The organism is Variovorax paradoxus, assembly GCF_029919115.1.
GTDB lineage: Bacteria > Pseudomonadota > Gammaproteobacteria > Burkholderiales > Burkholderiaceae_C > Variovorax > Variovorax paradoxus_O.
Genome location: NZ_CP123990.1, coordinates 5472409 through 5497080, shown reverse-complemented (window position 1 = coordinate 5497080; position 24672 = coordinate 5472409). Strand labels below are relative to the sequence as shown.

Genomic DNA, 24672 nt, shown 5'->3' with positions numbered 1-24672 from the left:
AGATGGCAACCAACCTCAAGACAGCACCAAGGAACACGCCTCGCGCGGGTGCCGAGCGTGTGGACGCGCGCGACAAGGTGCGCGGCGCCACGCGCTATGCGGCGGACGACGCGCGCGCCGGGCTGCTGCACGCCGCGCTGGTGCCATCGCGCATTGCGCGCGGCACCGTCACCGTCATCGATACCGCCGCGGCGCAGCGCGTGCGCGGCGTTCGGCAGGTGTTCACGCACGAGAACGTCGGTGCTTTCGACACAGGGGGCTTCCTGATGGGCGGCGGCTTCGGTTTCCAGAGCTTCTATCCGCTGCGTTCGCCGCAAGTCGCCTACCGCGGGCAGACCGTTGCCATGGTGGTCGCGGACACGCTGGAGGCTGCTCGCGAGGCCGCGGCACTGGTGGCCGTGACCTATGAGGCCGCTCTTTTCGTGGCCACCATCGACGCGCCCGATGCACAGCCGCTGGCGCAAACGGCACTGCTGCAGCAGCCGATGTTCGCGGACCGGCGCGCGGGCGACGCGGAGGCCGCGCTCCAGGGCGCTGCATTCACGGTGGACGCGACCTACGAGTTGCCGACCCAGCACCAGAACCCGATGGAGATCATCGCGACGGTCGCCGAGTGGAGCGCCGACGGCGTGCTGACCGTTCGCGAGCCTACCCAGAACGCCGAAGGTGTGCGCCACGGCCTCACCAAGCAGCTTGGCATCGAGCCCGCCAAGGTGCGCGTGCTGTCGCCCACCGTGGGCGGCGGCTTCGGCCAGAAGAACTCGCTGCAGTCGCACACCGCGCTGGTCGCAATGGCGGCGCGCACGCTGGGTCAACCGGTCAAGCTCGTGCTGTCGCGCAGCCAGCTGTTCCACAATGCGAGCTTCAGGCCCGCGAGCCGCCACCATGTGCGGCTGGGTGCCGACCGCAACGGCAAGCTGACGGCGGCCATCCACGAGATCGACCAGCAGACCTCGCAACACGACCTGTTCCCGTCGAGCGGCACCGAGATCACCTCGCGGCTCTACGGCATCGGCAATTTCCTGGGCCGCGAGCGGCTCGTGCGTACCGACGTGCAAACGCCCGGCTACATGCGGGCGCCGTTCGAGCACCCGGCTGCCTTTGCATTCGAAAGCGCGGTCGACGAAATGGCCTACGCGCTGGGCCGCGACCCGGTCGCGTTCCGGCTTGCGAACGATGCGGCTGTCGACCCGATCAGCGGCAAGCCTTTTTCATCGCGCCATTTGGCCGAGTGCCTCGCAAAGGGAAGCACCGCCTTCGGTTGGGCGCGCCGCACGATGGCGCCGGGCTCGATGCGCGCGGCCGACGGCAGCCTCATCGGTTGGGGCGTAGCGGCCGGTGCCTACAAGGCGGCCATCGCACCGGCCGTTGCCAAGGTGCGGCTGAACACCAACGGCACCGTAAGGGTGGCCGTGGGCGGCCACGAGATGGGGCAGGGCATTCGCACCGCCATTGCGTTGACGGTGGCGCGCACGCTCGGCGCGCCGATGGCGGCGGTGGAGATCGTGCTCGGCGACACCACCGCCGCGCCGCAGCACCTGACAGCCGGCTCCTGGGGCACGGCCACCGCGTTGCCGCCGGTGCAGGAAGCTGCCCAGCGGCTCATGGAAGACCTGCGGCAGAACGCAGGCGCGGCCACTGCCGCAGGTGATGCGAATGGCGCCACCGCGGTGGCGTTGCTGCGCGCCTCGGGCCGTCCCTTCGCCGAGGCCGAAAGCCGCATGCGCGCGCCGGGCCAGCCCGAGCAGGTCTTCGGCCGGCTCACCGGCGGCCTGCCCGCCGCGGCGGGCCCGGTGTATCCGGACTTCGTCGCCTTCAGTTTCATTGCGCACTTTGTCGAAGTGCGCATCGAACCCACCACCCGGCGCATTCGCGTGCCGCGCGTGCTCAGCGTGGCCGACTGCGGCACCGTGGCCAGCCCGCGCACCGCGCGCAGCCAGGTCGAAGGCGGCGTGGTGTGGGGCATTGGCGCCGCATTGCGCGAGGCGAGCGAGGTCGATGCGCGCTACGGCGGATTTCTCAACGCCGATCTTGCGGAATACGTGCTGCCCGTTGCGGCGGACATCGGCCGCATCGACGTCGACTTTGTCGGCAAGCCCGACACGCGGCTCAATGCGATGGGGGTGAAAGGCCTCGGTGAAGTGGCCATGGTGGGCGTGGCGCCCGCCATCGTGAATGCGGTGTTCCACGCCACCGGCAAGCGGCTGCGCCGGCTGCCGCTGCGGCTGGAAGACCTGTTGGAGAGCTGAGCCGGGGGCTACTTGCCCGTAGTGCCGAACGAATTGACATGCACCTCGACGATGTCCACGAACTCCGGCAGCTCCAGCAGGAACTCGGCATCGCGCGCCAGCGGCGCCACGCGCAGCGGATCGCCTCGCTGCGCGTGCATGGCGTGCATGTGTTCGATCGATTGCCAGTAAGACACCGTCCTGAACTGGGCGGTGTCGCCGTTCAGTTTGCGAAAGTACTGCACGCCCATGCATTCAGGTTTTTTCGCGATCTCCTGGATGCCGTGCTCGAAGCTGTAGCGCAGGTATTCGTCGGCCCGCGCAATGGGCGTGCGGCCTTGCCATACGCGTCCGATCAAAGGGGTGGCGAGCAGTTTGCAGTCGACGGACATGGGTGCTCCTTTTTCTGGATGACGACAAGACAAACGGCACCCCGCGTGCCGTTATTGTCCATCGAAGAGACTGGAGCTCGCGCCTGCACGGGCGCGTAGGAATCCTTCGCCACCGCCTGCAAGCGAAGGCTCAGCTTTCGAAGGCGCCCTGGAGCCTGCGCGCCAGCTCGGCCGCGAGGGCCTCGCGCTGCGGAGCGGGGCGCCAGAAGCTGCGCGTGGCCACGCCCTTCGATTCCCACTCCGGATGATTGCGCGCCGGCCGTGCCGCGCGAACGGCAGCCGCGGTTGCGCGTGTCGGTGCGTCCTGCGTTGCGCTGGTTTCGGCTGCAATGCGTCCGGTGGCCGCATGGCCGCGCTGCTCCAATGCCCGCGTGAGCTTCAGCTGCCATGCGACGAGCGCAAACAGCACGCCGTCTTCGACCGTGAGCTCGTGCACGTCGCGCAGCTTGTTCACCAGCTTGCGCCCCAAGGGGCCCCAGCCTTGCGACACGGCACCGCCGATGGCGCCGCCCACCGCGGCACCCGCGCCAAGCGAAATGCCGGCGACGGCAAGGTCTGCCACCACGCCCACCGCGGCGCCGATGACGGCGCCCTTGCCAAGCCGCAGGCCCGCGTCCTTCATCGCTTCGGGGCTGAAGAAGTCCAGCGTCCACCGGCCTTCGACCAGCGGCAGGGGCGCTTCGCCGGCATCGTCCTGGCGAAATCCGTAGAGCGCGAGCAGGTCGTCGGTGCAGCGCTGCGCCTTGTCGAACACGTCTTTCTGCAGCGCGGCGACGAGTGTTTTGCGGCGGGCGCTGTCCGCGAATTCTTCTGCCGCCACCGTGCGGCGCAGTGCGGCGGCATCGACCAGCAACTCGGCGATGCGCGAGCAGGCGGCACGCCGGCGTTCGGCGGCTTCGGCGGCCAGCGAATCCGCCACGCCTTGCAGCAGCTGGCGCCTGTCGCGCAGCAGCGTCGAAAGATCGCTGTACAGCTCGCGTTCGGCGCCGGTGAACGGGGCTGCCGCATCGAAGCGCACCTGCACGTGCAGGCCGTAGGCCGAGAGCAGCTCTTTCCATGCAGCTTCGCGGCTTGCCGCATCGCGCACGAAGTTGAGCACCGGCAGCACGGGCCGCGCGCAGGAGTTGAGCAATTCGATCTCGTCGCGAAATTTCGGCAGCACCGGCTCGCGCACATCGATGACCAGGAAAGCCGCGTCGATCTCCAGCATGGTGCGCAGCACCTTGGCTTCTTGCTCGAACACGCCGTGTGCCTCGGGGCCCCGCAAGAACTGGCGGATGCGTTCGGGCGGCGTCGCTCGAGGGTCGAGGCCGGCCAGGTGTTCGCGGAGCGCCACCGCGTCTTCGAGCCCCGGCGTATCGAAGAAGCGCACGGCAGCCTGGCCATTCACTTCGAGGTCGGCCGATTCCACATGGCGCGTGGTGCCCGGGCGCTGCGACACCTCGCCGAAGTTCGCGCGCCGTGTGAGCGTGCGCAGCAGCGAGGTCTTGCCCGCGTTGGTGTGGCCTACAACGGCGATGCGGATGGCTTGCTGCTGCGTCATGGTGCCGCGCCAAGTTGTTGCAACGCATCGTCGAGCCGATGCGTGGCCGCGACGCGCTCGAGGCCGGTGCCTTGCAGCCAGTCGATCCAACGCTTTGCGGCGCCCACGGCGGAATCGTTCTGCACGCTATTCACGTCTTCAGCCGGCCACAGGCGGCATTCACCGCAATGGGCCAGCACTTCGCGCAAGAAGCGCTCGGTGCCGCGGTCTGGGCTCGATGCGGCGTGGCAAACCAGCAGCACCGCGCGCGGGCGTGCCAGCGCCAATTGGTCGAGCAGGGCGCGGCGTGAGGGGGCGCTGCCGTCGATGCGTTGCACCTGCGCAGCGGGCAAACCTGCGGGGGGCCAAGCCATGTCCGAAGGCAGCTCGAATCCGATGACGAACAGCGTGTCCAGCAGTTCCGAAGGTGCGAGGCCGGCGGGGGCAATGCCCGGCGCGCGGCCGGGGTCGGCATCCACGATGGCCGGCGGTGCGAGCGCGGCGAACCTGGCCGTCAGCTTGCGGTAGTAGGCGTCGCTCCAATCCGGATGCAGTGCTGCGCGGCGCCTGCACCACACCACCGCACTCAGCAGCACCAGCGCAACGCGCGGCAGCAATCCGTACACCACGATGCAGCCGGTGAGCCACAGTGCCCAAGTGCGCTGGGCTGCTGCGTTTGGCGTGGCCGAGAGCACGGTCGCGGCATCGGGAACCGGAAAGCCGAGCTGTGCAGGCGCCCAGCCCAGCGCCTGTACCGCGCGCACAAAGAATGCGGGGTCGAGAATCGTCGTTTCCCAGCTCAGCGTGTAGCTGCGAAACGCAAGCGCGAACAGCAGAGCGGCCAGCACCACCGAAAAAGACAGCGCCCAGATGCCATGGCTCACGAGCCCGAAGGCCCAGGGCAGCAGCCTGGCACGGGTCAACAGCCCGGTGGCTGCGCGCACCAGCACCGGTGCCTGGCCCCGCTTGCCGCCGGCCACCCGGGCGGTGAGCGAGAGCCATACCCACCCAAGCGAGCTTGTATTGAACGAGGCGAGCGGCAACCACAGGCCGGCCAGCCAGAGCAGCAGCGTGAGCAGGTGAATGCCAAGAAGGCTCACGAGCGCGACGATCACGTTGATGTGCCGTTCGCCCCCGCCGACCACGTTGCCCGCAAGGCCCAGGCCTGCAGCGACAACCAGCGCCACAAGGCCGAGCAATACCCACGGCCCCCATTGCCGCGCGCGTGCCAGTTCGGGTTGAAGGCCGATGCGCTCGCCAAGCTGGAGCGCGCGCGCGGTAATGCGTGCATGCACATCGGCTGTGCGGGAGGAAGCGGCGCGCATGGCTTGCGCATCGTCGAGTGGACCTTTCTCTTCGGTCCATCGGATCGCCTCGGTAATGACCGCGTCCGGAAAAGCAGATTCGCGCAACGCGGTGTTGGTCAACAGGGTCCCTTCGCAAGTAGCGTTCCACGATGGCGGAAGGCGCGCAAATTATGCCCGGCGCGCCTGCAAGGACTCTGTGAGAGCGACGAGAAAAGGGACCGCAAGCGATCCCTTTCGTGGAACACCGCGGAACCGGCTTTGCCGGGCCGCTGGTGTTGCCCCCGGGGAGGGGGAGGGAGAAGCGACGCGAAGCGCGCGAAGCCTGGGGGAGTGGCTGGTTCTAGCGCAGGCCGAAGAACGAAAGCACGGCCACGACAACCACGACCAGACCGACGATATAAATGATGGAATTCACGCGAGGACTCCTCGTTGTTGACGACAGCTTCAGCATCGGGCCTGAGGGGGCTGGTGACTGTCGGCGAGGGGCGGCCTGTGCTGTAGGACTCGCGAAGACCCGGGCGAGCGCATGTGCCCCGCCGGCGCAGCCTCAGGCCGCGGGCTTGCGGCGCGGCTCGGGGGGCAGTGCCTGCTCCAGCAGCCACCGCATCGCGGAACGGATTTCGCCTGCGTCAGCCCCGGCATCGATCTCGAGCGCTGCCCGGTCGAAGGCTGCCGAGAGCAGCCGGGCGAGGGCGTCGAGCGAAACCTCTCCCTTGCCCGGCCTGGCGTTCTCCAGCCCTTGGCGCAGTGAACCGGCCGAGGTCGCCTCGTCGATGGCCATGATCTCTTCCAGGCCCAGCACGGCCGGCCCTTCGATGAGCAGCAGCCGCGTGCGGCCCGGCGCGCTCATCGCCTTCAGGTAGGCCTGGCTTCCCTCCAGCAGGGCTTCGCGCGGCGTCAACTGCTGCGGTGTGGCCGCTTCGATGTCGGCCGCCACGGTTTCGGCTTCGCGCACCAGCACCTGCCTGAACAGGTCGCGCTTGTCGGCGAAGTGGTGATACAGCGCGCCACGGGTGATACCGGCCGCAACAGCAATTTCCGGCGTCGAGGTGTCTCCGTAGCCCTTGCTGACGAACAGCGCGCGTGCGGCATCGATGAGCGCAAGGCGCGTGGCTTCGGTGCGCTCGCGGTTGGTTCTGGATTGAGAGTCTGCGATCGATTTTGGCATTTACATACAGGTTGTTTGTAAATTAATATCCAACTTACATGCAGACTGCATGTTAATTGAAAGGGCCATTGCCATGAAAGTGACGAGCTATTACCCGGTGATCATGACCAACGACGTGGCCGGAACGGCCAGCTTCTACCAGGCGCATTTCGGCTTCACGCCGCTGTTCACGAGCGAGTGGTACGTGCACCTGCAGCTGGCGGAGAACCCATCGGTGAACCTTGCCGTGCTCGACGGCCGGCACGAGACCATTCCCGCACCCGCGCACGGCCAGGTGGCGGGCGGCCTGCTGCTCAACTTCGAGGTGGAAGACCCCGATGCCGTTCACGACCGGCTCGCCGCGGCCGGCCTGCCGATTCTTCTGCCGCTGCGCGACGAGGACTTCGGCCAGCGCCACTTCATCACCAGCGACCCGAACGGCGTGCTGATCGATATCGTCAAGCCCATTGCGCCAAGCGCGGAATTCGCGGCGTTGTACGAGGCCGGCGCGCTGCCAACCTGAGGTCCGCCGGGCCTGCCAAGGGCTATGCCCGCAGCGCTTCGCCTTCGTCTTCCTCGAGCGAATCGCCCAGAAAGCCGCCGCTCTGGTGCGCCCAAAGCCGCGCATAAAGCCCACCTTGCGCCATGAGCGAGCGGTGGTCGCCTTCTTCCACCACGCGGCCTTCGTCAAGCACGATGAGCCGGTCCATTGCTGCAATGGTCGAGAGGCGGTGCGCAATGGCAATCACTGTCTTGCCTTCCATCAGCCGGTAGAGGCTTTGCTGGATGGCGGTTTCCACCTCGGAGTCGAGCGCGCTGGTGGCCTCGTCGAGCAGCAGGATGGGTGCGTCCTTCAGCATCACGCGTGCAATGGCCACGCGCTGGCGCTGCCCGCCCGACAGCTTCACGCCGCGCTCGCCCACATGCGCCTCGTAGCCGCGCCGGCCGGTGGCATCGCCCAGCGTCTGGATGAAGTCGTGCGCTTCGGCACGCTTGGCGGCGGCCTCGATCTGCTCTTGCGTCGCGTCGGGCCGGCCATAGGCAATGTTGTCGGCCACCGAGCGGTGCATGAGCGAGGTGTCCTGCGTGACCATGCCGATGTGGCTGCGCAGCGAATCCTGCGTCACATGGGCAATGTCCTGCCCGTCGATCAGGATGCGGCCGCTCTCCAGGTCATGAAAGCGCAGCAGCAGGTTGACCAGCGTCGACTTGCCCGCGCCCGAGCGGCCGACCAGCCCTATCTTTTCGCCCGGCTTCACAACCAGGTTCAGGTCGTCGATGACGCGGCGGCCCGCATCCGCATAGCGGAAGCTCGCATGCTCGAAGCGCACCTCGCCGCGCGGCACTTGCAGCACGCCGGCGTCAGGGGCGTCCAGCACGATGCGCGGGCGCGACAGCGTCTTCATGCCGTCCTGCACGGTGCCGATGTTCTCGAACAGGCTGGTCATCTCCCACATGATCCAGTGCGACATGCCCTGCAGGCGCAGTGCCATTGCAGTGGCGGCGGCCACGGCGCCCACGCCCACGGTGCCGTTCGACCAGAGCCACAGCGCAGTGCCGGCCATGCCGGCCGTCAGCCCCATGCTCAGCGCATGGTTGACGATTTCGAATGCGCTCACCAGCCGCATCTGCCCGTAGCCGGTGTACATGAACTCGCGCATGGCTTCGCGCGCAAAGCCGGCCTCGCGCTGCGTGTGCGAGAACAGCTTGACGGTGGCAATGTTGGTGTAGGCGTCGGTCACGCGGCCGGTCATCAGCGCGCGCGCATCGGCCTGCGCCTTGCCCACCTTGCCGAGCCGCGGCACAAAGTACATGAGCGAGGCCGCATACAGCACGAGCCAGACGATGAACGGCAGCACCAGCTGCACGTCGAGCACGCTCACCAGCACGATGATGGTCACCACGTACACGCCCATGGCCACTACCACGTCGGCCAGCACAAAAAGGGTGTCGCGCACCGCGAGCGCGGTCTGCATCACCTTGGCCGTGATGCGGCCCGCGAATTCGTCCTGGTAGAAGGCCATGCTCTGGCCCAGCATCAAACGGTGAAAGTTCCAGCGCAGGCGCATCGGCAGGTTGACCGCCAGCGTCTGGTGCTTGACGATGGTTTGCAGCGCGACCACGCCGATGCTGATGACCAGCAGCGCGGCCAGCCAGATCAACGTATTGCCGCGGTCTGCCCACAACTGCGACGGAACCTGCCCGCCGAGCCAGTCGACCACGCGCCCGAGCACGGCGAACAGCAGCGCCTCGAATCCCGAGATGGCCGCGGTAAGGGCTGCCATGACGGCCATCTTGAGGCGCAGGCCCCGCGTGCAGGCCCATAGAAAGGCGAAGAAGCCCGTTGGGGGAAGCGCCGGTTCGGCGGCGGGATAGGGGTGGAGCAGTTTTTCGAAGAAACGGAACAAGGCGTGCAGTCTCCAGGGAGAAGCTGCGACTTTATCCCGCGGCGGCATCTCCCTGCCCCGAAAGGGTGCGTTCCGGCGCCGCCGGTGGCTGGCCGCCCAGCCGTTCGCCCAGAAAATCGATGAAGCTGCGCAGCTTGGGCGCCATGTACCTGCGGCTGGTGTACACGGCAAAAAGCGTGACCGGATGCGGCGCGTGGTCGGGTAGCAGCTGCACAAGGCGCCCGGTTGCCAGGTCGTCGTCGACCAGCCATTCGGGCAAGAAGGCAATGCCCATGTCCGCGCGCACCGCATGCAGCGTGAGGGTGGTGTCGTCCGAGCGCATGGCCGGCGTGAGCCGCAGCGCAAACATGCGTCCGCCCGGTCCCTTGAGCGAGAGGTTGTCGAGGTTCACGTAGCTCGGCACGATGGCGCCGAGCCGCGCCAGCTCGGCCGGCAGCGTGGGGTTGCCGCCCATGCGGCGCAGGTAGGCAGGCGTGCCCGCCAGATAGAAAGGCACGCGGCACAGCGGCCGCGCAATGAGCGCGGGAGAGGGCTCTTGCGTGGCGCGCAACGCAACGTCGTAGCCGTCGGCCGCAAGGTCGACCTTGCGGTTTTCCAGGTGGATGTCGACCAGCACCTCAGGAAAGCGCTCGCGATAGTCGGCCAGCACGCGTGCAAAGCGCGGCGTGGCGCACCACACGGGCGCGCTCACCTTGAGCTGCCCGCGCGGCGCCTCGCTCTTCTGGCCGATGGCGGCTTCGGCGGCGTCCAGCAGGTCGAGCGCACGCCCGCTCTGCTCGTACCAGGCGGTGCCGGCCTCGGTCAGGCTCAGGTGGCGGCTGGAGCGGTGCAAGAGCCGCGCACCCAAAGATTTTTCGAGCTGGGCCACATGCTTGCTGGCCATGGGCGGCGACATCGACAGCCGCTCGGCCGCGGCCACGAAGCTGCCCGATTCGACGACCTCTCGAAACACGCGCAGGCTGGTCAGGCGGTCCATGCAAGGTTTGCTGTGAAGAAATGAACCGATGCATCGTAGCCTGTCGATTTCCTGGTGGGAAATGTCTAAAGTCGATGCAACGCTTTCAAAGGAGCATCGGCTTGACCCACGACAACAGCACTTCGCGCCTGCCCACGTATTTCATCTCGCACGGGGGCGGCCCCTGGCCCTGGATGAAGAAGGAAATGGGCCCCACTTACGACCAGCTGGCCGCCGCGCTGGCCGACATGCCGCGCCAGATCGGCCGCAAGCCCGCCGCCATCCTCATGGTGTCGGCCCACTGGGAGGCGCCCGTCTTCACCGTGCAGGGCAACCCGCACCCGCCCATGATCTACGACTACGGCGGCTTTCCCGCCCATACGTATGAAGTGCGCTACGAGGCGCCGGGCTCGCCCCAGCTTGCGCAGCGCGTGCAGTCGCTCCTGGTCGCGGCCGGGCTGCCTGCGGCCATCGACCCCGAGCGCGGCTTCGACCACGGCATGTTCTCGCCCATGGCCGCCATGTACCCCGACGCCAGCGTGCCGGTGGTGCAGCTGTCGCTCAAGCGCGGGCTCGACCCGGCGGAGCACCTGGCGCTAGGCCGCGCGCTCGCGCCTTTGCGGGGCGAGAACGTGCTCATCGTCGGCAGCGGCTTGAGCTATCACAACCTGCGCAACTTCGGCCCGCAGGCGCATGGCGTTTCAAAGGCGTTCGGCGATTGGCTCGACGACACCTCCGTGCACGCATCGCCGCAAGAGCGCGTGCAGCGGCTGCAAGACTGGGCTTCGGCCCCTTCGGCGCGCATGGCGCATCCGCGTGAGGAACACCTCATTCCGCTGATGGTCGCGGTTGGCGCGGCCGAGCAGGAAGCCGGCGAACGCATCTATCACGAAGACGCGTTCATGGGCGGGCTGGTGGTCTCGAGCTACCGCTTTGGCGCGGCCGCCAGCTAGAAGAACGGCCAGTTGGCAGAATCGGGCGATGCCTTCCATCCCCGATTCAAATTCCGTTCCAGAACCAGACGCAGAAGCCCGCCTGCTCATCGAGCGCATCGCCGCCACCGGCACGCGCCATGACGTGGTGCACGGCGGCGTCCGCGTGTGCTGGCGCCGCTTCGGCGCCGAAGAAGAAACCGCCCATCCGCCGCTGGTGCTGCTGCATGGCGGCCACGGCAGCTGGATGCATTGGCTGCGCAATGTCGATGCGCTTTCGGCGGGCCGCACGCTGTGGCTGCCCGACATGCCCGGCTTCAACGATTCCGATGCGCCGCCTCGCGCAGCGCTCGGCGAAGAGCCGCTCGGCCCATTGCTCGATGCGCTGGGCGGATCGCTCGACCAACTGATTGGCGCCGGCACACCCATCGACCTGGGCGGCTTTTCTTTTGGCGGGCTCACCGCGGCGCGCTTTGCCGTGCGGCGCGGCAACATCCGGCGCCTGGCGCTGGTGGGCAGCGGTGGCCACGGCACCATGCGGCGCATGGCAGTGCAAATGATCAACTGGCGCGCCGCACCCGATCGCGAGGAAGAACGTGCCGCGCTGCTGCACAACCTGGGCGCGCTCATGCTGCACGACAAGGCCGCCATCGACGCGCTGGCCTTCGAGATTCACGATATCTCTTGCCACGGCACGCGCTTTCGCAGCAAGGAGGTGTCGCAGGCGGGCGGGCTGCAAGCTGCGCTCGACACCATCGGCGGGCCGCAACTGCTGCTGTGGGGCGAGTACGACGTGACCGCCGATCCGCGTCCGCTGGTGGCGCAACTCACGGCCGGGCAACCGCAGCGCGAAGGCGTGGTGATCGAAGGGGCAGGGCACTGGGCGCAGTACGAACGCGCCGATGATTTCAACCGGCTGCTGCTGCGCTTTCTGGCGTGACCCCTGCAGCGGACGCCGCGCTATTGCTATTGCTTCACCAGTCCCAGCTTGCGGATCATGTCGCCCCACTGGTCGTAGGTTGAACGCGTGAGCTCGGCCAGTTGGGCGGGGCTCGATGACTCCGCCTCGTAGGCGCCTTGGCGGAAGAAGTCGCGCGTGGTGGGCATCGCGAGCACCTGCGCAAGCGCGGCGTTGAGCTTGGCGACCACCGGCGCCGGCATGCGCGCGGGCCCATAGAAGCCAAGCCAGCTCGGCATGTCGACGCCGGCAACGCCTTGCTCCGTCATGGTGGGTACATCCGGCAGCATTGCGCTGCGCTTGGGCGCGGCCACTGCCAGCATGCGGACCTTGCCAGTGGCGGTGTTCTGGATGGCGTTGGGCGCCGCATCGAAGTAGTACTGGACGCGGCCTGCAAGAAAGTCCTTCGCGGCATCGGCGCCGCCTTTGTAGGGCACGTGCACAACGTCGAGCCCCGCCTTCTGCGCAAAGGCCTCGCCGTAGATGTGCGACGAGGTGCCGGTACCAAAGGAGGCGTAGCTCATCTTGCCGGGGTTGGCCTTGATGTAGGCCACCAGCTCTTGCACCGTGCGGGCCGGCACGCTCGCATGCACCGTCAGCACCAGCGGCCCGCGTGCGCCGAGCGAAATGGGTGCCAGGTCCTTGAAGGGGTCGTAGCGCACCTGCGCCAGCGTCTGCGGGTTTTGCGCCACCACGGAAGAGGGCGCGTACATCATCGTGTAGCCGTCGGGCGCAGCGCGAATCACTTCCTCGGTGGCCAGGATGAAGCTCGCGCCCGGCCGGTTCTCGACGATGACCGGCGTCTGCAGCACCTCGCCGAGCTTGTTGGCGACAAAGCGCGCTTGCGCGTCGGAGGCGCCACCCGCCGCCAAGCCGAGCACGATGCGGATGCTGCGGCCCTTCTCAGGGAAGGCGGCGGGCTCGGCTGCGAGCACGCCGGCCGGCACTGCGATTGCGCCAAGTGCGAAGCCGACGCCGATGAACGCGGCCATGCGGCGGCGGTTGAACAGGCGGATGAACATGGGCAAGCGATTCATTGCCTGGCCAACCCCACCTGCTGCACCATCGCGCCCCAACGCTCGTAGCTCGAGCGCGTGACGCTTGCAAATTCCTCCGGCGTGGAGGCACCCGCCTCGTAGCCGCCCGAGCGGTAGAAGTCGCGCACCTGCGGCATTGCCAGCACCTGCGTGAGCGCCGAATTGAGCCTGGCAACCACCGGCGCCGGCATGTGCGCGGGGCCGTAGAAGCCGAGCCAGCTCGGCAGGTCGAGCCCTGTCACGCCTTGCTCGGCGAAGGTGGGCACGTCGGGCAGGGCAGCAATGCGCGCGTTGGCGGCAATCGCCAGGATCTTCACCTTGCCGGTGCCCGATGTGATGAGTGCCGAGGAGGCCGAATCGAACATGTACTGGACGCGGCCGCCGATCAGGTCCTTGGCCGCGTCCGAGCCGCCCTTGTAGGGGATGTGCACCGCATCGATGCCGGCCTTCTTCACGAAGGCCTCGCCGTAGATGTGCGACGAAGTGCCCGCGCCAAAGGAGGCGTAGCTCACCTTGCCCGGGTTGGCCTTCACGTAGGCGATGAGCTCCTTCACGTTGGCGGCCGGCACGGTGGTGCTCACCGAGAGCACCAGCGGGCCGCGGCCGCCCATCGAAACGGCGGTGAAGTCCTTGAACGGGTCGTAGGGCACCTGCGAGAAGGTGTGCGGGTTCTGCGCCATGGTCGAAGAGGGCGCGTAGAGGAGCGTGTAGCCGTCGGGCAGCGCGCGCGCCACTTCGCTTGCGGCGAGCATGGTGCTGGCGCCGGGCTTGTTGTCGACGATCACGCCGGTGCCCAGCACCTCGCCGAGCTTCTGCGCCACGATGCGCGCCTGCGCGTCGGTGCCGCCGCCGGCGGTAAAGCCCACCACGATGCGTATCGGCTTGCCGCCGCGCACCGGAAAGTCTTGCGCGAATGCCATGGGCGCCAAGCCCAGGAGGGCCGCAGCGCCGAGCGCTGCGCCGAACGCACGGCGAGTGCCGCGAGGTTCTTTCATCGATGTCTCCGTTTATGAATGTTCTTCTTATATTGATTTAGAAATCCATAAAAATCCACACAATCTAGGGAAAACCCCGAAGTAGAGCATTTTCAGAGCTTTTGTATTTGACAAAATGAACATTGAAATCAAAATACGACGAAACAGCCCATCCAAGCCAATCATCCATGAAAACTGTCGTCCGCACCGACGAGCGCATCCTCAGCTCCGACATCTTCGACCGCGACAGCCGCGTCAAGCGTCCTGACCACGGCACCTGGGCAGAGCCCGGCAAGAACATTCCGGTCTATCACCGCTGCGGCGTGCTGGTGGTGGGCGGCGGGCCTTCGGGCACTGCGGCCGCCGCGGCTGCCGCGCGTGCCGGCGCCGACGTGGCGCTGCTCGAGCGCTACAACCATCTGGGCGGCCTTTCCACCGGCGGCCTCGTGATCTGGATCGACCGCATGACCGACTGGGAGGGCAAGCTGGTGATCCGCGGCTTTGCCGAGGAACTGTTCGATCGCCTGCCGGCCGACGCCATTGCCGGCCCCGCGCGCGAAGACTGGGGCTCGCAGGACGCGGCCAAGGCCGCGCACTGGTCGCAGCGCACGGCCGCCTATCACGGCGTGGTCACGTGGTCGCCCACCATCGACCCCGAGCGGCTCAAGCTGCTCTCGCAAGAGATCGTGCTGGAACGCAAGGTCAAGCTCATCTACCACTCCTGGGCCGCCATTCCCATCGTGCAGGACGGCGCCGTGAAGGGCGTGGTCTTCGAGAGCAAGGAAGGCCGCATGGCCATCATGGCCGACGTGGTGGTCGACGCCACCGGCGACGGTGACCTGTTCGCGCGTGCCGGTGCCGCCTACGTGAACGACATCGAGGAAGCCGACGTGCACCACTGCATGAACACCTCGTGGCTCTTCGGCGGCGTGGACATGAACCGCTGGATCGAATTCAAGGCCGGCCAGCCCGAGGCGTTCACCGCCTTCATGGCACGCGGGCGCGAAGTGTGCGGCCTGTTCGAGCGGCCGTTTGTCTCGTGGCGCAACGACGTGGCGCTGTTCATGGGGCCGCGCCAGTCGGGCTACTCGGCGCTGGATGTGGACGACCTCACGGCCGTGGAGGTGCGCTCGCACCGCGCCATGGCCGCGCACCTGGACTACTTCAAGGCGCATGCACCGGGCTTCGAGGATGCCTACCTGATGCTCAGCGCGCCGCAGATCGGCGTGCGCCATGCGCGGCGCCTCACCGGTGTGGGCGCCGTGCTGCGCAGCCAGTGGCCCGACGGCGTGGCGCTGGCCGACGAAGTGGGCGTGACGCCCGCGGTGTCGCCCAAGTTTCCGAACATCTCCATTCCCTACGGCGCGCTGGTGCCGCAGCAGCTCGACGGACTGCTGGCCTGCGGGCGCCACATCTCCTGCGACCGCAACTCGCACGGCTTCATGCGCGAGATTCCGCAGTGCTGGATCACCGGGCAGGCGGCCGGCGTGGCGGCGGCGCTGGCCTCGCAGGGCGGCATCGAGCCGCGCCTTGTCGATGTGGGCGCGCTGCAGTCGGCGCTGCTCGCGCAGGGCGTGTACCTGCGCGCCGGTGCCGGGCAGGGCGCGCATGCGCCGGCGGCAGCGGCTGCGGCCGAAGCCGGCGTCTGAATGACTTGCCATGAGCCCGACCGACTTCTCTCGCGAGCCTCTACATTGCAGAGTCTTGAGTCTTGCAACGGGTTCTTCCATGTCCACTGAAAAAAACGACACCTCTTTTTCCGCATCGGAAGCCGCCGATGCGCGCGGCGACCGCTCCGACACCGTGAGCGCGCTGGAGCGCGGCATCTCGGTGCTGCGCTGCTTCAGCGAAGACAGGCCCGTGCTGGGCCATGCCGACATCGCGCGCATGACGGGCATTCCGCGGCCGACCGTCAATCGGCTCGTCGCCACGCTGCTCTCCATGGGCATGCTCAAGGCCGCGCAGGTGGCCGACCGCTTCATGCTTGGGCCCGGGGTGGTGTCGCTGTCGCGCGTGTTCCTGGGCAGCCTCGACGTGCGCGCCGCCGCGCGGCCCAGCATGCAGGCCATGGCAGAGGAGGTGGGCGCCTCGGTCTACCTGGCCATACGCGACGGCATGGAGATGGTGCTGATCGAGGCCTGCCGGCCGCGCTCGTCGATGCTTTCGGCCAGGCTCGATGTGGGCTCGCGTGCGCCGCTGGCCAATTCGGCCCTGGGCCGGGCGTACCTCTCGGCGCTGCCGGAGGCGCAGCGCAACCAGCTGATCGATTCGATGCGCCTCTTGCGCGGCCCAGAGTGGGACAGCATTGCACCCGGCATGACCCGCGCCATCGGCGAAGCGCGTCGGCTGGGTTACTGCCTCTCGCTCGGCGAGTTTCACCGCGAGATCAATTCGGTGTCGGTACCCCTCATCGGGCCCGACGGTGAAGTGATGTCGCTCAACGGCGGCGGCGCGGCCTTCGTGTTCACCGAAGAGCGCCTGCGCAACGAACTGGCACCGCGCCTGCATGACATCGCGCTGACCATTGCACGCGACATCGGCGGGCATGTGCCCACGCCCACGCCTTCACCGGGTTAGCAGGCCCGGCGCGGGCCGACCCCACGACTGCAAACACAAGAACGGAGACACAGGTCATGCACCTGAGCGATGAAGAAAAAGCCATGATGGACGGCCGGGACGGACCGGCCGTGCAGAAGGCGATGGACCTCTTGATGCGCTACGGCGAGGCGCTGGGCGCCGAGCGGCTGGTCGAGACGCGCAACGTCTGCGCCACCATCACCTCGACCACGCCGTTCCAGCGCGACTTTGCGCTGGCCAAGGGCGGCGGCATGGATGCGGTGTTCTCCGAGTTCAGCCTCGACAGCCAGGAGACCGTCGAGATTCCGAAGTTCAAGGTGTTCACCAGCCACCTGCAACTGGGCTTCGATCCCGGCCAGCCCGAGCGCATGGGCGTGAGCGAGGAGATCGTTCAGTTCTACAACAAGAGCGAGCGCCATGCGGCGGGCCTCGGCGCGCAGATCATGAACACCTGCACGCCCTACCAAGTGGGCAACATCCCCACGCGCGGCGAACACTGCGCGTGGATGGAATCGTCGGCCGTGGTGTATTGCAACTCGGTGCTCGGCGCGCGCACCAATACCGAAGGGCGCGAAAGCACCGGCGCGGCCATGCTCACCGGCCGCATTCCCTACTGGGGCTATCACCTCGATGAGAACCGCCGCGCCACGCATGTGGTCGAGCTCGATGTCGAAGTCGAGTCGGTGCAGGACTGGGGCTTGCTCGGCTACTACATCGGCGAGCACGTGCAGGAGCGCGTGCCGGTGGTGCACAGCCGGCGCGGCATTGCCCGCGTACCCAACCTGCCGCGGCTCAAGCACTTCGGCGCGGCGGCATCGTCTTCAGGCGGCGTGGAGATGTACCACATTGCGGGCGTCACGCCCGAGGCGCTCACGCTGGAGCAGGCGCTCGCAGGAAGAGCGCCGGTGGAGGTGCTGCGCTACGGCGAGGCCGAGCGCCGCGCGACCTACGAGAAGATCAACGCGACGGGCAAGGAAGCCGAGGTGCAGTACGTGATGCTCGGCTGTCCACACTACACCATCGAGCAGATCTGGGAGGCCGCGCAGCTCATCGAAGGGCGCAAGGTGCATCCGGATTGCGAGCTGTGGATATTCACCCCGCGCGCCATCAAGTCGCTGGCCGACCGCAACGGCTACACCAAGATCATCGAGGACGCGGGCGGCATCATCATGTCCGACAGCTGCTCCGCCATGAGCCGCGCCGTGCCCAAGGGCACGAAGACCGTGGCGCTCGACTCGGCCAAGCAGGCGCACTACCTGCCCGCCATTCTTGGCGTGCAGGCGTGGTTCGGCAGCACGGCGGAATGCATCGATGCGGCGTGCACCGGGCGGTGGAATGGAGGCATGCAATGAAGCTCGCTCTCCGGACTTTCTCCCTCCCCCTCCGGGGGAGGGCAGGGGTGGGGGCATGCGGCGCATCCATCGAGCGCTCTGGCTGCCCCCATCCCAACCTTCCCCCGAAAGGGGAAGGAGCAAAACCATGAGCGCGATCGCAGACAACACATCCACGCTCGTCATCCGCGGCCGCAAGGTGGTCGGCGGCGTGGCCGAAGGCGAGGCACTCGTCACGCGCGACCGCATCTCGGGCTGGGGCGGCATCGATCCGCGCACCGGCACCGTCATCGAAACGCGGCACGAGCTGCGCGGCCAGAGCTTTGCGGGCAAGGTGCTGGTGTTTCCGGGGGCCAAGGGCTCGTCGGGCTGGTCGGCCATGTTCCACATGACGCGGCTCATGAACTCCGCGCCCGCGGCCTTCCTGTTCAACGAGATGACCACCAAGATGGCGCTGGGCGCGGTGGTCACGCACTCGCCCTCGATGACCGGCTTCGAGCGCGACCCGCTCGAATGCATCGAGACCGGGGACTGGGTGCGCGTGGACGCCGACCGCGGCGTGATCGAGATCACCAAGAAGAACAAACCCGGAGACCGCCCATGACCACCCGCCCCCTGCGCAGCAACTTTCCGCGCGGCTCTTATCTTTGGTCAGTGCGCAATGCGCACTGGCGCGCGCTCGGCATTCCGGAAGAAGACTGCGAGAAGCCGAAGATCGCCATTGTCAACAGTTCGTCGGAACTGGCCGCGTGCTTCAGCCATCTCGACAAGGTGGCAGCAGAAATCAAGATCGCGATCCGCGCCGCCGGCGGCGTGCCGTTCGAGATCCGCACCGCGGCGCCCAGCGACTTCATCACCGGCGCGGGCGCGCGCGGTGCCTACATGCTCGGTGCGCGCGACCTGGTCACCAACGACATCGAAGTGGCCGTGGAGGGCGCGCAGCTCGACGGCATGGTGTGCCTCACCTCGTGCGACAAGACCGTGCCGGGCCAGCTCATGGCGGCGGCGCGGCTCAACATTCCCACATTGCTCGTGCCCTGCGGCTACCAGCCCAGCGGCGAGTACCGCGGCAAGCACATGGACATCGAAGAAGTGTTCATCGGCGCGATGCACGCGGTCACGGGCAACCTTCCGGTCGAAGAACTCGTGGGCATGAGCCGCGAGGCCATTCGCGGGCCGGGTGTGTGCTCGGGCCTGGGCACGGCCAACTCGATGCACATCGTCTGCGAAGCGCTCGGCCTGGCCTTGCCGGGCAGCGCACCCGTGGCCGCGCTGAGCCCGAAGATGATGGCCGACGTGCGCGCGGCCGGCACGCGCATCGTGCAGATGGTGTGGGACGACCTGAAGCCGCGCGACATTCTCACGCCCGGCGCCTTTGCCAATGCGGTGCGCGCGGTGCTGGCCATCGGCGGCTCGCTCAATACCGCCAAGCACCTGCAGGCGGTGTCGACCGAAGGCGAATGCGGTGTCGACGTGTATGGACTTTTCGAAAGCCTGGGCCCGACGACGCCGGTGCTGGCCGGCGTGCGGCCGATCGGCGAACACAGCATCGAAGCCTTCGAGGCGGCGGGCGGTTGCCGTGCGCTCATGAAGCAGCTTGCTCCGTTGCTGGACACGAGCGCACTCACCGTCACGGGCGGCACCGTGGCCGACAACCTGCAGGGTACCGAAGTTGCCGACGCAGAGGTGATTCGCCCCATCGTTCGGCCGGTCGCCCCGCTGCCCGCCATCGTGCTGCTGCGCGGCAATCTTGCGCCCGAGTCTGGCCTCATCAAGACCGGCATCGTCGAACGAAAGGTGCGCAGCTTCACCGGTCCGGCGGTGTGCTTCTGGACTTCGGACGCCGCCATTGCCGCAATGAAAAAAGGCGAGATCGTGCCGGGCCAGGTCGTCGTGATGCGCGGCGCCGGTGCCTGCGGTGGCCCGGCGATGGGCGGCGGCGCCTCGCGCGTGGTGTTCGCCATCGACGGCGCGGGCCTGGGCGACCAGGTCGCGATCCTGACCGACGGGCACCTTTCGGGCCTGGTCTGCAAGGGGCTCGTGGTGGCCGAGGTCTCGCCCGAAGCCGCTCTCGGCGGCCCGCTGGGGCTGGTGCGCGATGGCGACGTGATCACCATCGACCTGGACGCCCGCCGCCTCGACATTGCATTGACCGATGCGGAGCTGCAGGCGCGCCGCGCCGACTGGCAGGCGCCGCCGCCCGCCTTCGACACTGGCTGGCTGCAGCAGTACCGGCGCAACGTGAGCCCGCTGTCCAAGGGCGCCGTGCTCGTGCGCACCGAACGTCCCGAACCCTCGGGCTAGCAACACCTTTCGACCCGGCCTTCGCCAACCGGTGCGCACCCCCGTGCGCATCCGGTGGCGCAGCCCTGCGCGCGTTCCGAGTTTTTCAACCAAGAGAAGAAGCAGGAGACAAGAAAACCATGAAGAAGATCTTGATGTGGTCAGCGCTAGGGCTGGCGACCAGCGGCGCGGCGCATGCGCAATCCAGCGTGACCGTGTTCGGCGTGATGGACCTTGGGGTCCAGTACACCAACGGCGATGGCGGCGGTTCGGTCAAGGCGCTGTCCAACGGCGGGCTTTCAACGAGCCGGCTCGGATTTCGCGGCACCGAAGACCTGGGCGGTGGCCTGCGCGCGGGTTTCTGGCTGGAAGGTAGCCTGAACCCGGACACCGGCACCGGCCGTGCGAGCAACAGCAACAACCAGACGAGCGGCGCGGGAACGGCGGGGCCGATCACCTTCGACCGCATGTCTTTCGTGAGCCTCTCGCACCAGAAGATGGGTGAACTGCGCCTGGGCCGCGACTTCATTCCCACGCACTACAACAGCATCTACTTCGATCCCTTCAACGCCAATGGCGTGGCGCGCGCGGGCAATCTCACGTTCGCGGGTTCGGGCACCGGGCCGCTCCCATCGGCCATCACGGGCAGCAACACGGTGAGCTATTGGCTGCCGGCGGGGCTCGGCGGGTTCTACGGCATGGCGATGATCGGCACGGGCGAGAACGATTCCACCGCGCCCAACCGCGACGACGGCAACTTTGCCGGTGCGCGCTTCGGATTCGCCTCGGGCGCATTCGACATTGCCGCCGCCGTGACGCGCACCCACTACGACGCGACCGCCACCATCGGCAACTACACGCACGCCAACATCGGCGGCACGTGGGATGCGGGGTTTGCGAAGTTCTTCGCGCTCTACAACAAGGTCACGGTGAAGCTTGCTGCCGGCACGGTGCGCAAGAACACCACCGAGATCGGCGCGCACATTCCGGCCTTCGAAGTGGGCCGCATCCGCGTGAGCTACGCCTACCTGGACGATCGCAGCGACGAGAGCCTGCGCAACGCCAACGGCATGCCGCGCAACCGCGACGACGCGCGCCAGTTCGGCATCGGCTATGTGCACAACCTCTCCAAACGCACCGCGCTCTACGGCACCTATGCGCGGCTCATGAACAGCGGCCAGGCCCGCTATCTCGTCAGCGGCGGCGTGGCACCGGCCGGTGGCCGCCGCTCGTCGGGCTGGGAGCTTGGCGTGCGGCATCTCTTCTGAACAAGGAGCAAGAAATGCGACGCAGAAACCTGACGCTGGCGGCCCTCACGGGGAGCACGCTGGCAATGCTGCCCGGTGCGGCAGCGTGGAGCGCCGAGACCTATCCGGACAAGCCGGTGCGCCTGATCGTGGGCTTTGCACCCGGCGGCGGCGCCGACGCGCTCACGCGCATCATCGCGGAGGGGCTGTCGAAGCAGCTCGGCCAGCAAGTGATCGTGGAGAACCGGCCCGGTGCCGACGGCGTGCTCGCGGCGCAGGCCACGTCATCGGCCAAGCCCGACGGCTACACGCTGTTGATGGGCACCAACACCGCGATGGTTGCGGCGCCCACGCTGCGGCCAACGCCGCCCTACGATCCGTTCAAGGCCTTCACGCCGATCAGCTCGGCCGGCCAGTTCTCGATGTTCCTGGTGGTGCCTTCGAGCCTGCCGGCAAAGAGCGTGACCGAACTGCTGGCCCTGGTCGCTGCCAAGCCTGGCGCCTACAACTCGGCATCGAGCAACAGCGCTTCGGAACTGGCCATGCTGCAACTGCTGGGCGAACGCAAGGTGGTGAACGCGCGCTACAAGGGCGACATGCAGGCCATGACCGACCTGCTCGGCGGCCAGATCCACATGATGTTCACCACCGGTACGCTGGCCCCGGGCTTCGTGAAAGAGGGGCGCATTCGCGCGCTGGTCACGCTGGTTCACCACCGGTACGCTGGCCCCGGGCTTCGTGAAAGAGGGGCGCATTCGCGCGCTGGTCACGCTGCTGCCGCAGCGCAGCGCCTTGCTGCCCGATGTGCCCACGGGCGGCGAATTGGGGCTGGGCAAGCTCACCATCACGCCCTGGGCCGGTTTCTTCGGACCGCCGGGGCTGCCGCAGGCCATTACCGCCAAGCTGTCGCAGGAGCTGCAGAACACGCTGAAGCGGCCGGAGGTGCATGCACAACTGGTGCAGCAGGGCTTCGAGGGCTACGGCATGAGCCCCGCAAAGTTCACCGAGTTCTTCCGCGCGCAATACGACGCCTTCGGCGCCACGGTGAGGCAGCACAACGTCAAGTTCGAATAGCCGCCGCAGTTGCGGCTCAGAGCCCCATCGAGCGCGCGTTGCTGCGCCAGAACGCCGCATCCGGAAACGAGCCCGCGCCGGCCGCGGCGTTGTCGGCCATGTGCTCGGCGCGGCTGGTGCCGGGAATGGTGCAGGTCACGGCGGGGTGGCTCAGCACAAACTTGAGCAGCACCTGCGCCCAGCTTGTGCAGCCGATTTCGCCGCCCCACGCAGGTAGCGGCTTGTCCCGCAGCCGGCGCAGGAGGCCGCCGCCGCCAAATGGCATGTTGACGATGACCGCCACACCCCGCTCGGCCGCGAGCGGCAGCAGTCGCTGTTCGGCTTCGCGCGCGTCGATCGAATAGTTGATCTGCAAAAAGTCGAGCTTCTCGGCGCGCAGCACGGCCTCGACCTCGTCGTAGGCAGAGGCGGTGTAGTGCGTGATGCCGATGTAGCGCACGCGGCCTTTGTCCTTCCAGCCGCGCAGCGTGGAAAGATGGGTTTTCCAGTCGACCAGGTTGTGCACCTGCATCAGGTCGATGCGTTGGGTGCGCAGCCGGGCGAATGACTGCTCCATTTGCGCAATGCCGGCCTCGCGGCCCGATGTCCAGACCTTCGTCGCAAGAAAAGCCTTGTTCTCGCGCTGCTTCGATGCAGCCAGCAAGTCGCCGGTGGTTTCCTCGGAGCGGCCGTACATCGGCGAACTGTCGATCAGCTTGCCGCCGGCTGCGAAGAGGGCGTCGAGCACGCCGGGCAGGCGCTTGTATTCGTCGGTGCCCGGGCGCTGGTCGAAGCCGATCCAAGTGCCGCAGCCGACAACCGGCAGGGCTTCCTGGGTGGAAGGAATGGGGCGGGTGTTCATGGTCATCGCAGGCCTGCCTTGTTGCTGTGCAAAGGAGGGGAGCGCGGCACCGGCGCAGAGTGCGGCGCCTAGCCTGAGCAGTTGGGCGCGCGTGATGGGGAGGCGTGGGGCGTTCGTGAGTGGCGTCACGAATCAAATTTTGCGCCTGGGCTTTTTACTCGGCGCTTGCTGGGGCTATCTTGGGGGTGTTGTTACGCTGCTTCAGGGCGGCGCACCCGCCGACGGGGGACATTCGCGGAGGGGAGTACCCGGTGGCCTGTGCACACGCCTGAAAAAGAACTTACCCCGCCCCGCAGAAAGCACTCAACGCAAATAGCGCCCGTCAGCCTTGAGCATCGAAAGCTCAGAAAAGGTCAGCCCCCGGTGCTCGCCCGGTCGGTAAGACACAGCAATTCCGCCGATGTCCAGCGCCTTGAACGACTCGAGCCCCTTCTGCAGCGAATCGGGCGTAGGGCTGGTGCCCGCCCGCTTCAGGCCTTCGACCATCACCTTGGCCGCCACATAGCCTTCGAGGCTCGCGTAGCTGAACTCCGTCGCGCCGATCTTCTTCATGGCCGCCTGGTACTCGGCAATCACCGGCATGGCGCTGTTCCATGGGTAGGGCACGACCTGCGAAATGACCACGCCAGCTGCGTCCTTCTTGATGTCCTGGAACAGCTTCTGGCCGTTCAGGAAAGAGAACGAATAGAAAGCCGTTTCGCCGCCCGCCGCGCGGTAGGCGGTGATGAACTTGGCCGCCACGTCGTTCGTGGCCGACAGCACCACGGCCTTGGGCTTGAGCTTGGCCAGTTCCGCCGCGCGATCGGCGGCGTCGGAGCCGTCGTTCTTGATGGCCACGCTGCCGACCATTTTTTCGCCGCGTTCGGCAATGAACTTTTGCGTGCTCTCCATCGCCGAGCGCGCGCCCGGGTTGTCGTTGTGCGCAAAGGCGATGCGCGACAGGCCGATGGTGAACAGGTGGTTCACGATGCGGCTGTATTCCTCGTCGAAGCTGATGCGCACCGGAAAACCGTATTCGGACGGTTTGACCACCGGCGCAGCGCCCGTGTAAGAGCCCACGACCGGAATCTTGAGCTCGTTGGCAGCCTTCAGTGCGCCGACCGCCGACGAGGTGCCGATGGGCATCAGGATGCCCACGGCGCCGTCCTTCACGAAAGTCTTGACGTTCTCGGCGCCCTTGGCGGGGTCGTACGCATCGTCGAGTTGGCGCAGTTCAATGGGGCGGCCATTCACGCCGCCTGCTGCATTCACCGCGGTGAACAGCGCGCGGATGCCGACCAGCGGCTCGGTCGACAACGTGGCCAGCGGGCCGGTCTGCACATAAGTCTGGCCAACCAGGAGCGGCTTGGTTTGCGCCTGCGCAGCAGGCTGTACCGCAAGGAGGAGGGCAGCAAAGGCCGAAGCCAGCAAATGAATCTTTTTGTATTGCATGGTCACAAATTGTTTGTTCGACCATCTT

The 24672-nt window shown here is 67.2% G+C and carries 21 protein-coding genes and 1 pseudogene; 12 read left to right on the top strand and 10 right to left on the bottom strand.

The features are described 5' to 3' along the window. Positions 1-2 precede the first annotated feature (2 nt). Entirely contained in the window at positions 3-2249 is a 2247-nt protein-coding gene (locus QHG62_RS26225) for a xanthine dehydrogenase family protein molybdopterin-binding subunit (RefSeq protein WP_281148512.1), read from the top strand. An 8-nt stretch (positions 2250-2257) separates the two neighbouring features. Here the strand turns inward: QHG62_RS26225 and QHG62_RS26220 are convergent, their stop codons facing one another. The 4 genes from QHG62_RS26220 to QHG62_RS26205 form a co-directional block, all read right to left on the bottom strand. Beyond that, the gene (locus tag QHG62_RS26220) at positions 2258-2620 is read right to left on the bottom strand and encodes a hypothetical protein (RefSeq protein ID WP_281148511.1); all 363 of its coding nucleotides are present in this window, start codon (positions 2618-2620) and stop codon (positions 2258-2260) included. A gap of 130 nt (positions 2621-2750) precedes the next feature. Continuing rightward, entirely contained in the window at positions 2751-4163 is a 1413-nt protein-coding gene (locus QHG62_RS26215; protein ID WP_281148510.1) for a GTPase/DUF3482 domain-containing protein, read from the bottom strand. After that, complete coding sequence (locus tag QHG62_RS26210; protein ID WP_281148509.1) at positions 4160-5569, bottom strand: DUF2868 domain-containing protein; 1410 nt, start codon at positions 5567-5569, stop codon at positions 4160-4162. The genes QHG62_RS26215 and QHG62_RS26210 overlap by 4 nt, the downstream gene beginning before the upstream one ends. A gap of 427 nt (positions 5570-5996) precedes the next feature. Beyond that, positions 5997-6617: a TetR/AcrR family transcriptional regulator gene (locus QHG62_RS26205; RefSeq protein WP_281148508.1), complete on the bottom strand. Its 621-nt coding sequence runs from the start codon at positions 6615-6617 to the stop codon at positions 5997-5999. Positions 6618-6690: 73 nt separating this feature from the next. Between QHG62_RS26205 and QHG62_RS26200 the strand changes: the two genes are divergently transcribed. Further along, entirely contained in the window at positions 6691-7119 is a 429-nt protein-coding gene (locus tag QHG62_RS26200) for a VOC family protein (RefSeq protein ID WP_281148507.1), read from the top strand. A gap of 22 nt (positions 7120-7141) precedes the next feature. Here the strand turns inward: QHG62_RS26200 and QHG62_RS26195 are convergent, their stop codons facing one another. Both QHG62_RS26195 and QHG62_RS26190 read right to left on the bottom strand, forming a co-directional pair. Continuing rightward, positions 7142-9004 (bottom strand): ABC transporter ATP-binding protein, encoded by a 1863-nt coding sequence (locus QHG62_RS26195; protein ID WP_281148506.1) that lies wholly within the window; start codon positions 9002-9004, stop codon positions 7142-7144. Between the two features lie 31 nt (positions 9005-9035). Continuing rightward, positions 9036-9980, bottom strand: a complete 945-nt coding sequence (locus QHG62_RS26190) for a LysR family transcriptional regulator (RefSeq protein ID WP_281148505.1) — start codon at positions 9978-9980, stop codon at positions 9036-9038. A gap of 101 nt (positions 9981-10081) precedes the next feature. On the opposite strand from QHG62_RS26190, the gene QHG62_RS26185 reads away from it, so the two are divergent. Beyond that, a complete protein-coding gene (locus QHG62_RS26185; RefSeq protein ID WP_281148504.1) occupies positions 10082-10912 on the top strand; it encodes a DODA-type extradiol aromatic ring-opening family dioxygenase in 831 nt (276 codons plus the stop codon). Positions 10913-10940: 28 nt separating this feature from the next. Next, a complete protein-coding gene (locus QHG62_RS26180; protein WP_281148503.1) occupies positions 10941-11831 on the top strand; it encodes an alpha/beta fold hydrolase in 891 nt (296 codons plus the stop codon). A 26-nt stretch (positions 11832-11857) separates the two neighbouring features. On the opposite strand, the gene QHG62_RS26175 is transcribed toward QHG62_RS26180, so the two are convergent. Next, positions 11858-12871 (bottom strand): Bug family tripartite tricarboxylate transporter substrate binding protein, encoded by a 1014-nt coding sequence (locus QHG62_RS26175; RefSeq protein ID WP_281148502.1) that lies wholly within the window; start codon positions 12869-12871, stop codon positions 11858-11860. A gap of 11 nt (positions 12872-12882) precedes the next feature. After that, entirely contained in the window at positions 12883-13881 is a 999-nt protein-coding gene (locus QHG62_RS26170; protein WP_281148501.1) for a Bug family tripartite tricarboxylate transporter substrate binding protein, read from the bottom strand. Between the two features lie 167 nt (positions 13882-14048). On the opposite strand from QHG62_RS26170, the gene QHG62_RS26165 reads away from it, so the two are divergent. From QHG62_RS26165 to QHG62_RS26130, 8 genes and pseudogenes are all read left to right on the top strand, one after another. Further along, positions 14049-15509 carry an FAD-dependent oxidoreductase gene (locus tag QHG62_RS26165; protein WP_281148500.1) on the top strand — a complete coding sequence of 487 codons (1461 nt, stop codon included), beginning with the start codon at positions 14049-14051 and terminating at the stop codon, positions 15507-15509. 79 nt (positions 15510-15588) lie between these two features. Next, positions 15589-16437, top strand: coding sequence for an IclR family transcriptional regulator (locus QHG62_RS26160; RefSeq protein ID WP_281148499.1), 849 nt, complete (start codon positions 15589-15591; stop codon positions 16435-16437). Positions 16438-16493: 56 nt separating this feature from the next. Then, complete coding sequence (locus QHG62_RS26155) at positions 16494-17789, top strand: aconitase X catalytic domain-containing protein (protein ID WP_281148498.1); 1296 nt, start codon at positions 16494-16496, stop codon at positions 17787-17789. A gap of 127 nt (positions 17790-17916) precedes the next feature. Next, on the top strand, positions 17917-18372 hold the full coding sequence (locus QHG62_RS26150) for an aconitase X swivel domain-containing protein (protein WP_281148497.1): 456 nt from the start codon (positions 17917-17919) through the stop codon (positions 18370-18372). Further along, entirely contained in the window at positions 18369-20072 is a 1704-nt protein-coding gene (locus QHG62_RS26145) for a dihydroxy-acid dehydratase (RefSeq protein ID WP_281148496.1), read from the top strand. The genes QHG62_RS26150 and QHG62_RS26145 overlap by 4 nt, the downstream gene beginning before the upstream one ends. Positions 20073-20191: 119 nt before the next feature. Next, complete coding sequence (locus tag QHG62_RS26140; protein WP_281148495.1) at positions 20192-21319, top strand: porin; 1128 nt, start codon at positions 20192-20194, stop codon at positions 21317-21319. A gap of 14 nt (positions 21320-21333) precedes the next feature. Continuing rightward, positions 21334-21963: pseudogene (locus QHG62_RS26135) on the top strand (Bug family tripartite tricarboxylate transporter substrate binding protein); the annotation flags it as partial. Positions 21964-22036: 73 nt separating this feature from the next. Then, on the top strand, positions 22037-22372 hold the full coding sequence (locus QHG62_RS26130; RefSeq protein ID WP_281148494.1) for a tripartite tricarboxylate transporter substrate-binding protein: 336 nt from the start codon (positions 22037-22039) through the stop codon (positions 22370-22372). Between the two features lie 16 nt (positions 22373-22388). Here QHG62_RS26130 and QHG62_RS26125 read toward each other — a convergent pair whose 3' ends face one another. Next, on the bottom strand, positions 22389-23309 hold the full coding sequence (locus QHG62_RS26125; protein WP_432445635.1) for an aldo/keto reductase: 921 nt from the start codon (positions 23307-23309) through the stop codon (positions 22389-22391). A 207-nt stretch (positions 23310-23516) separates the two neighbouring features. Next, positions 23517-24644, bottom strand: a complete 1128-nt coding sequence (locus QHG62_RS26120; protein WP_281148492.1) for an ABC transporter substrate-binding protein — start codon at positions 24642-24644, stop codon at positions 23517-23519. Positions 24645-24672: the final 28 nt, after the last annotated feature.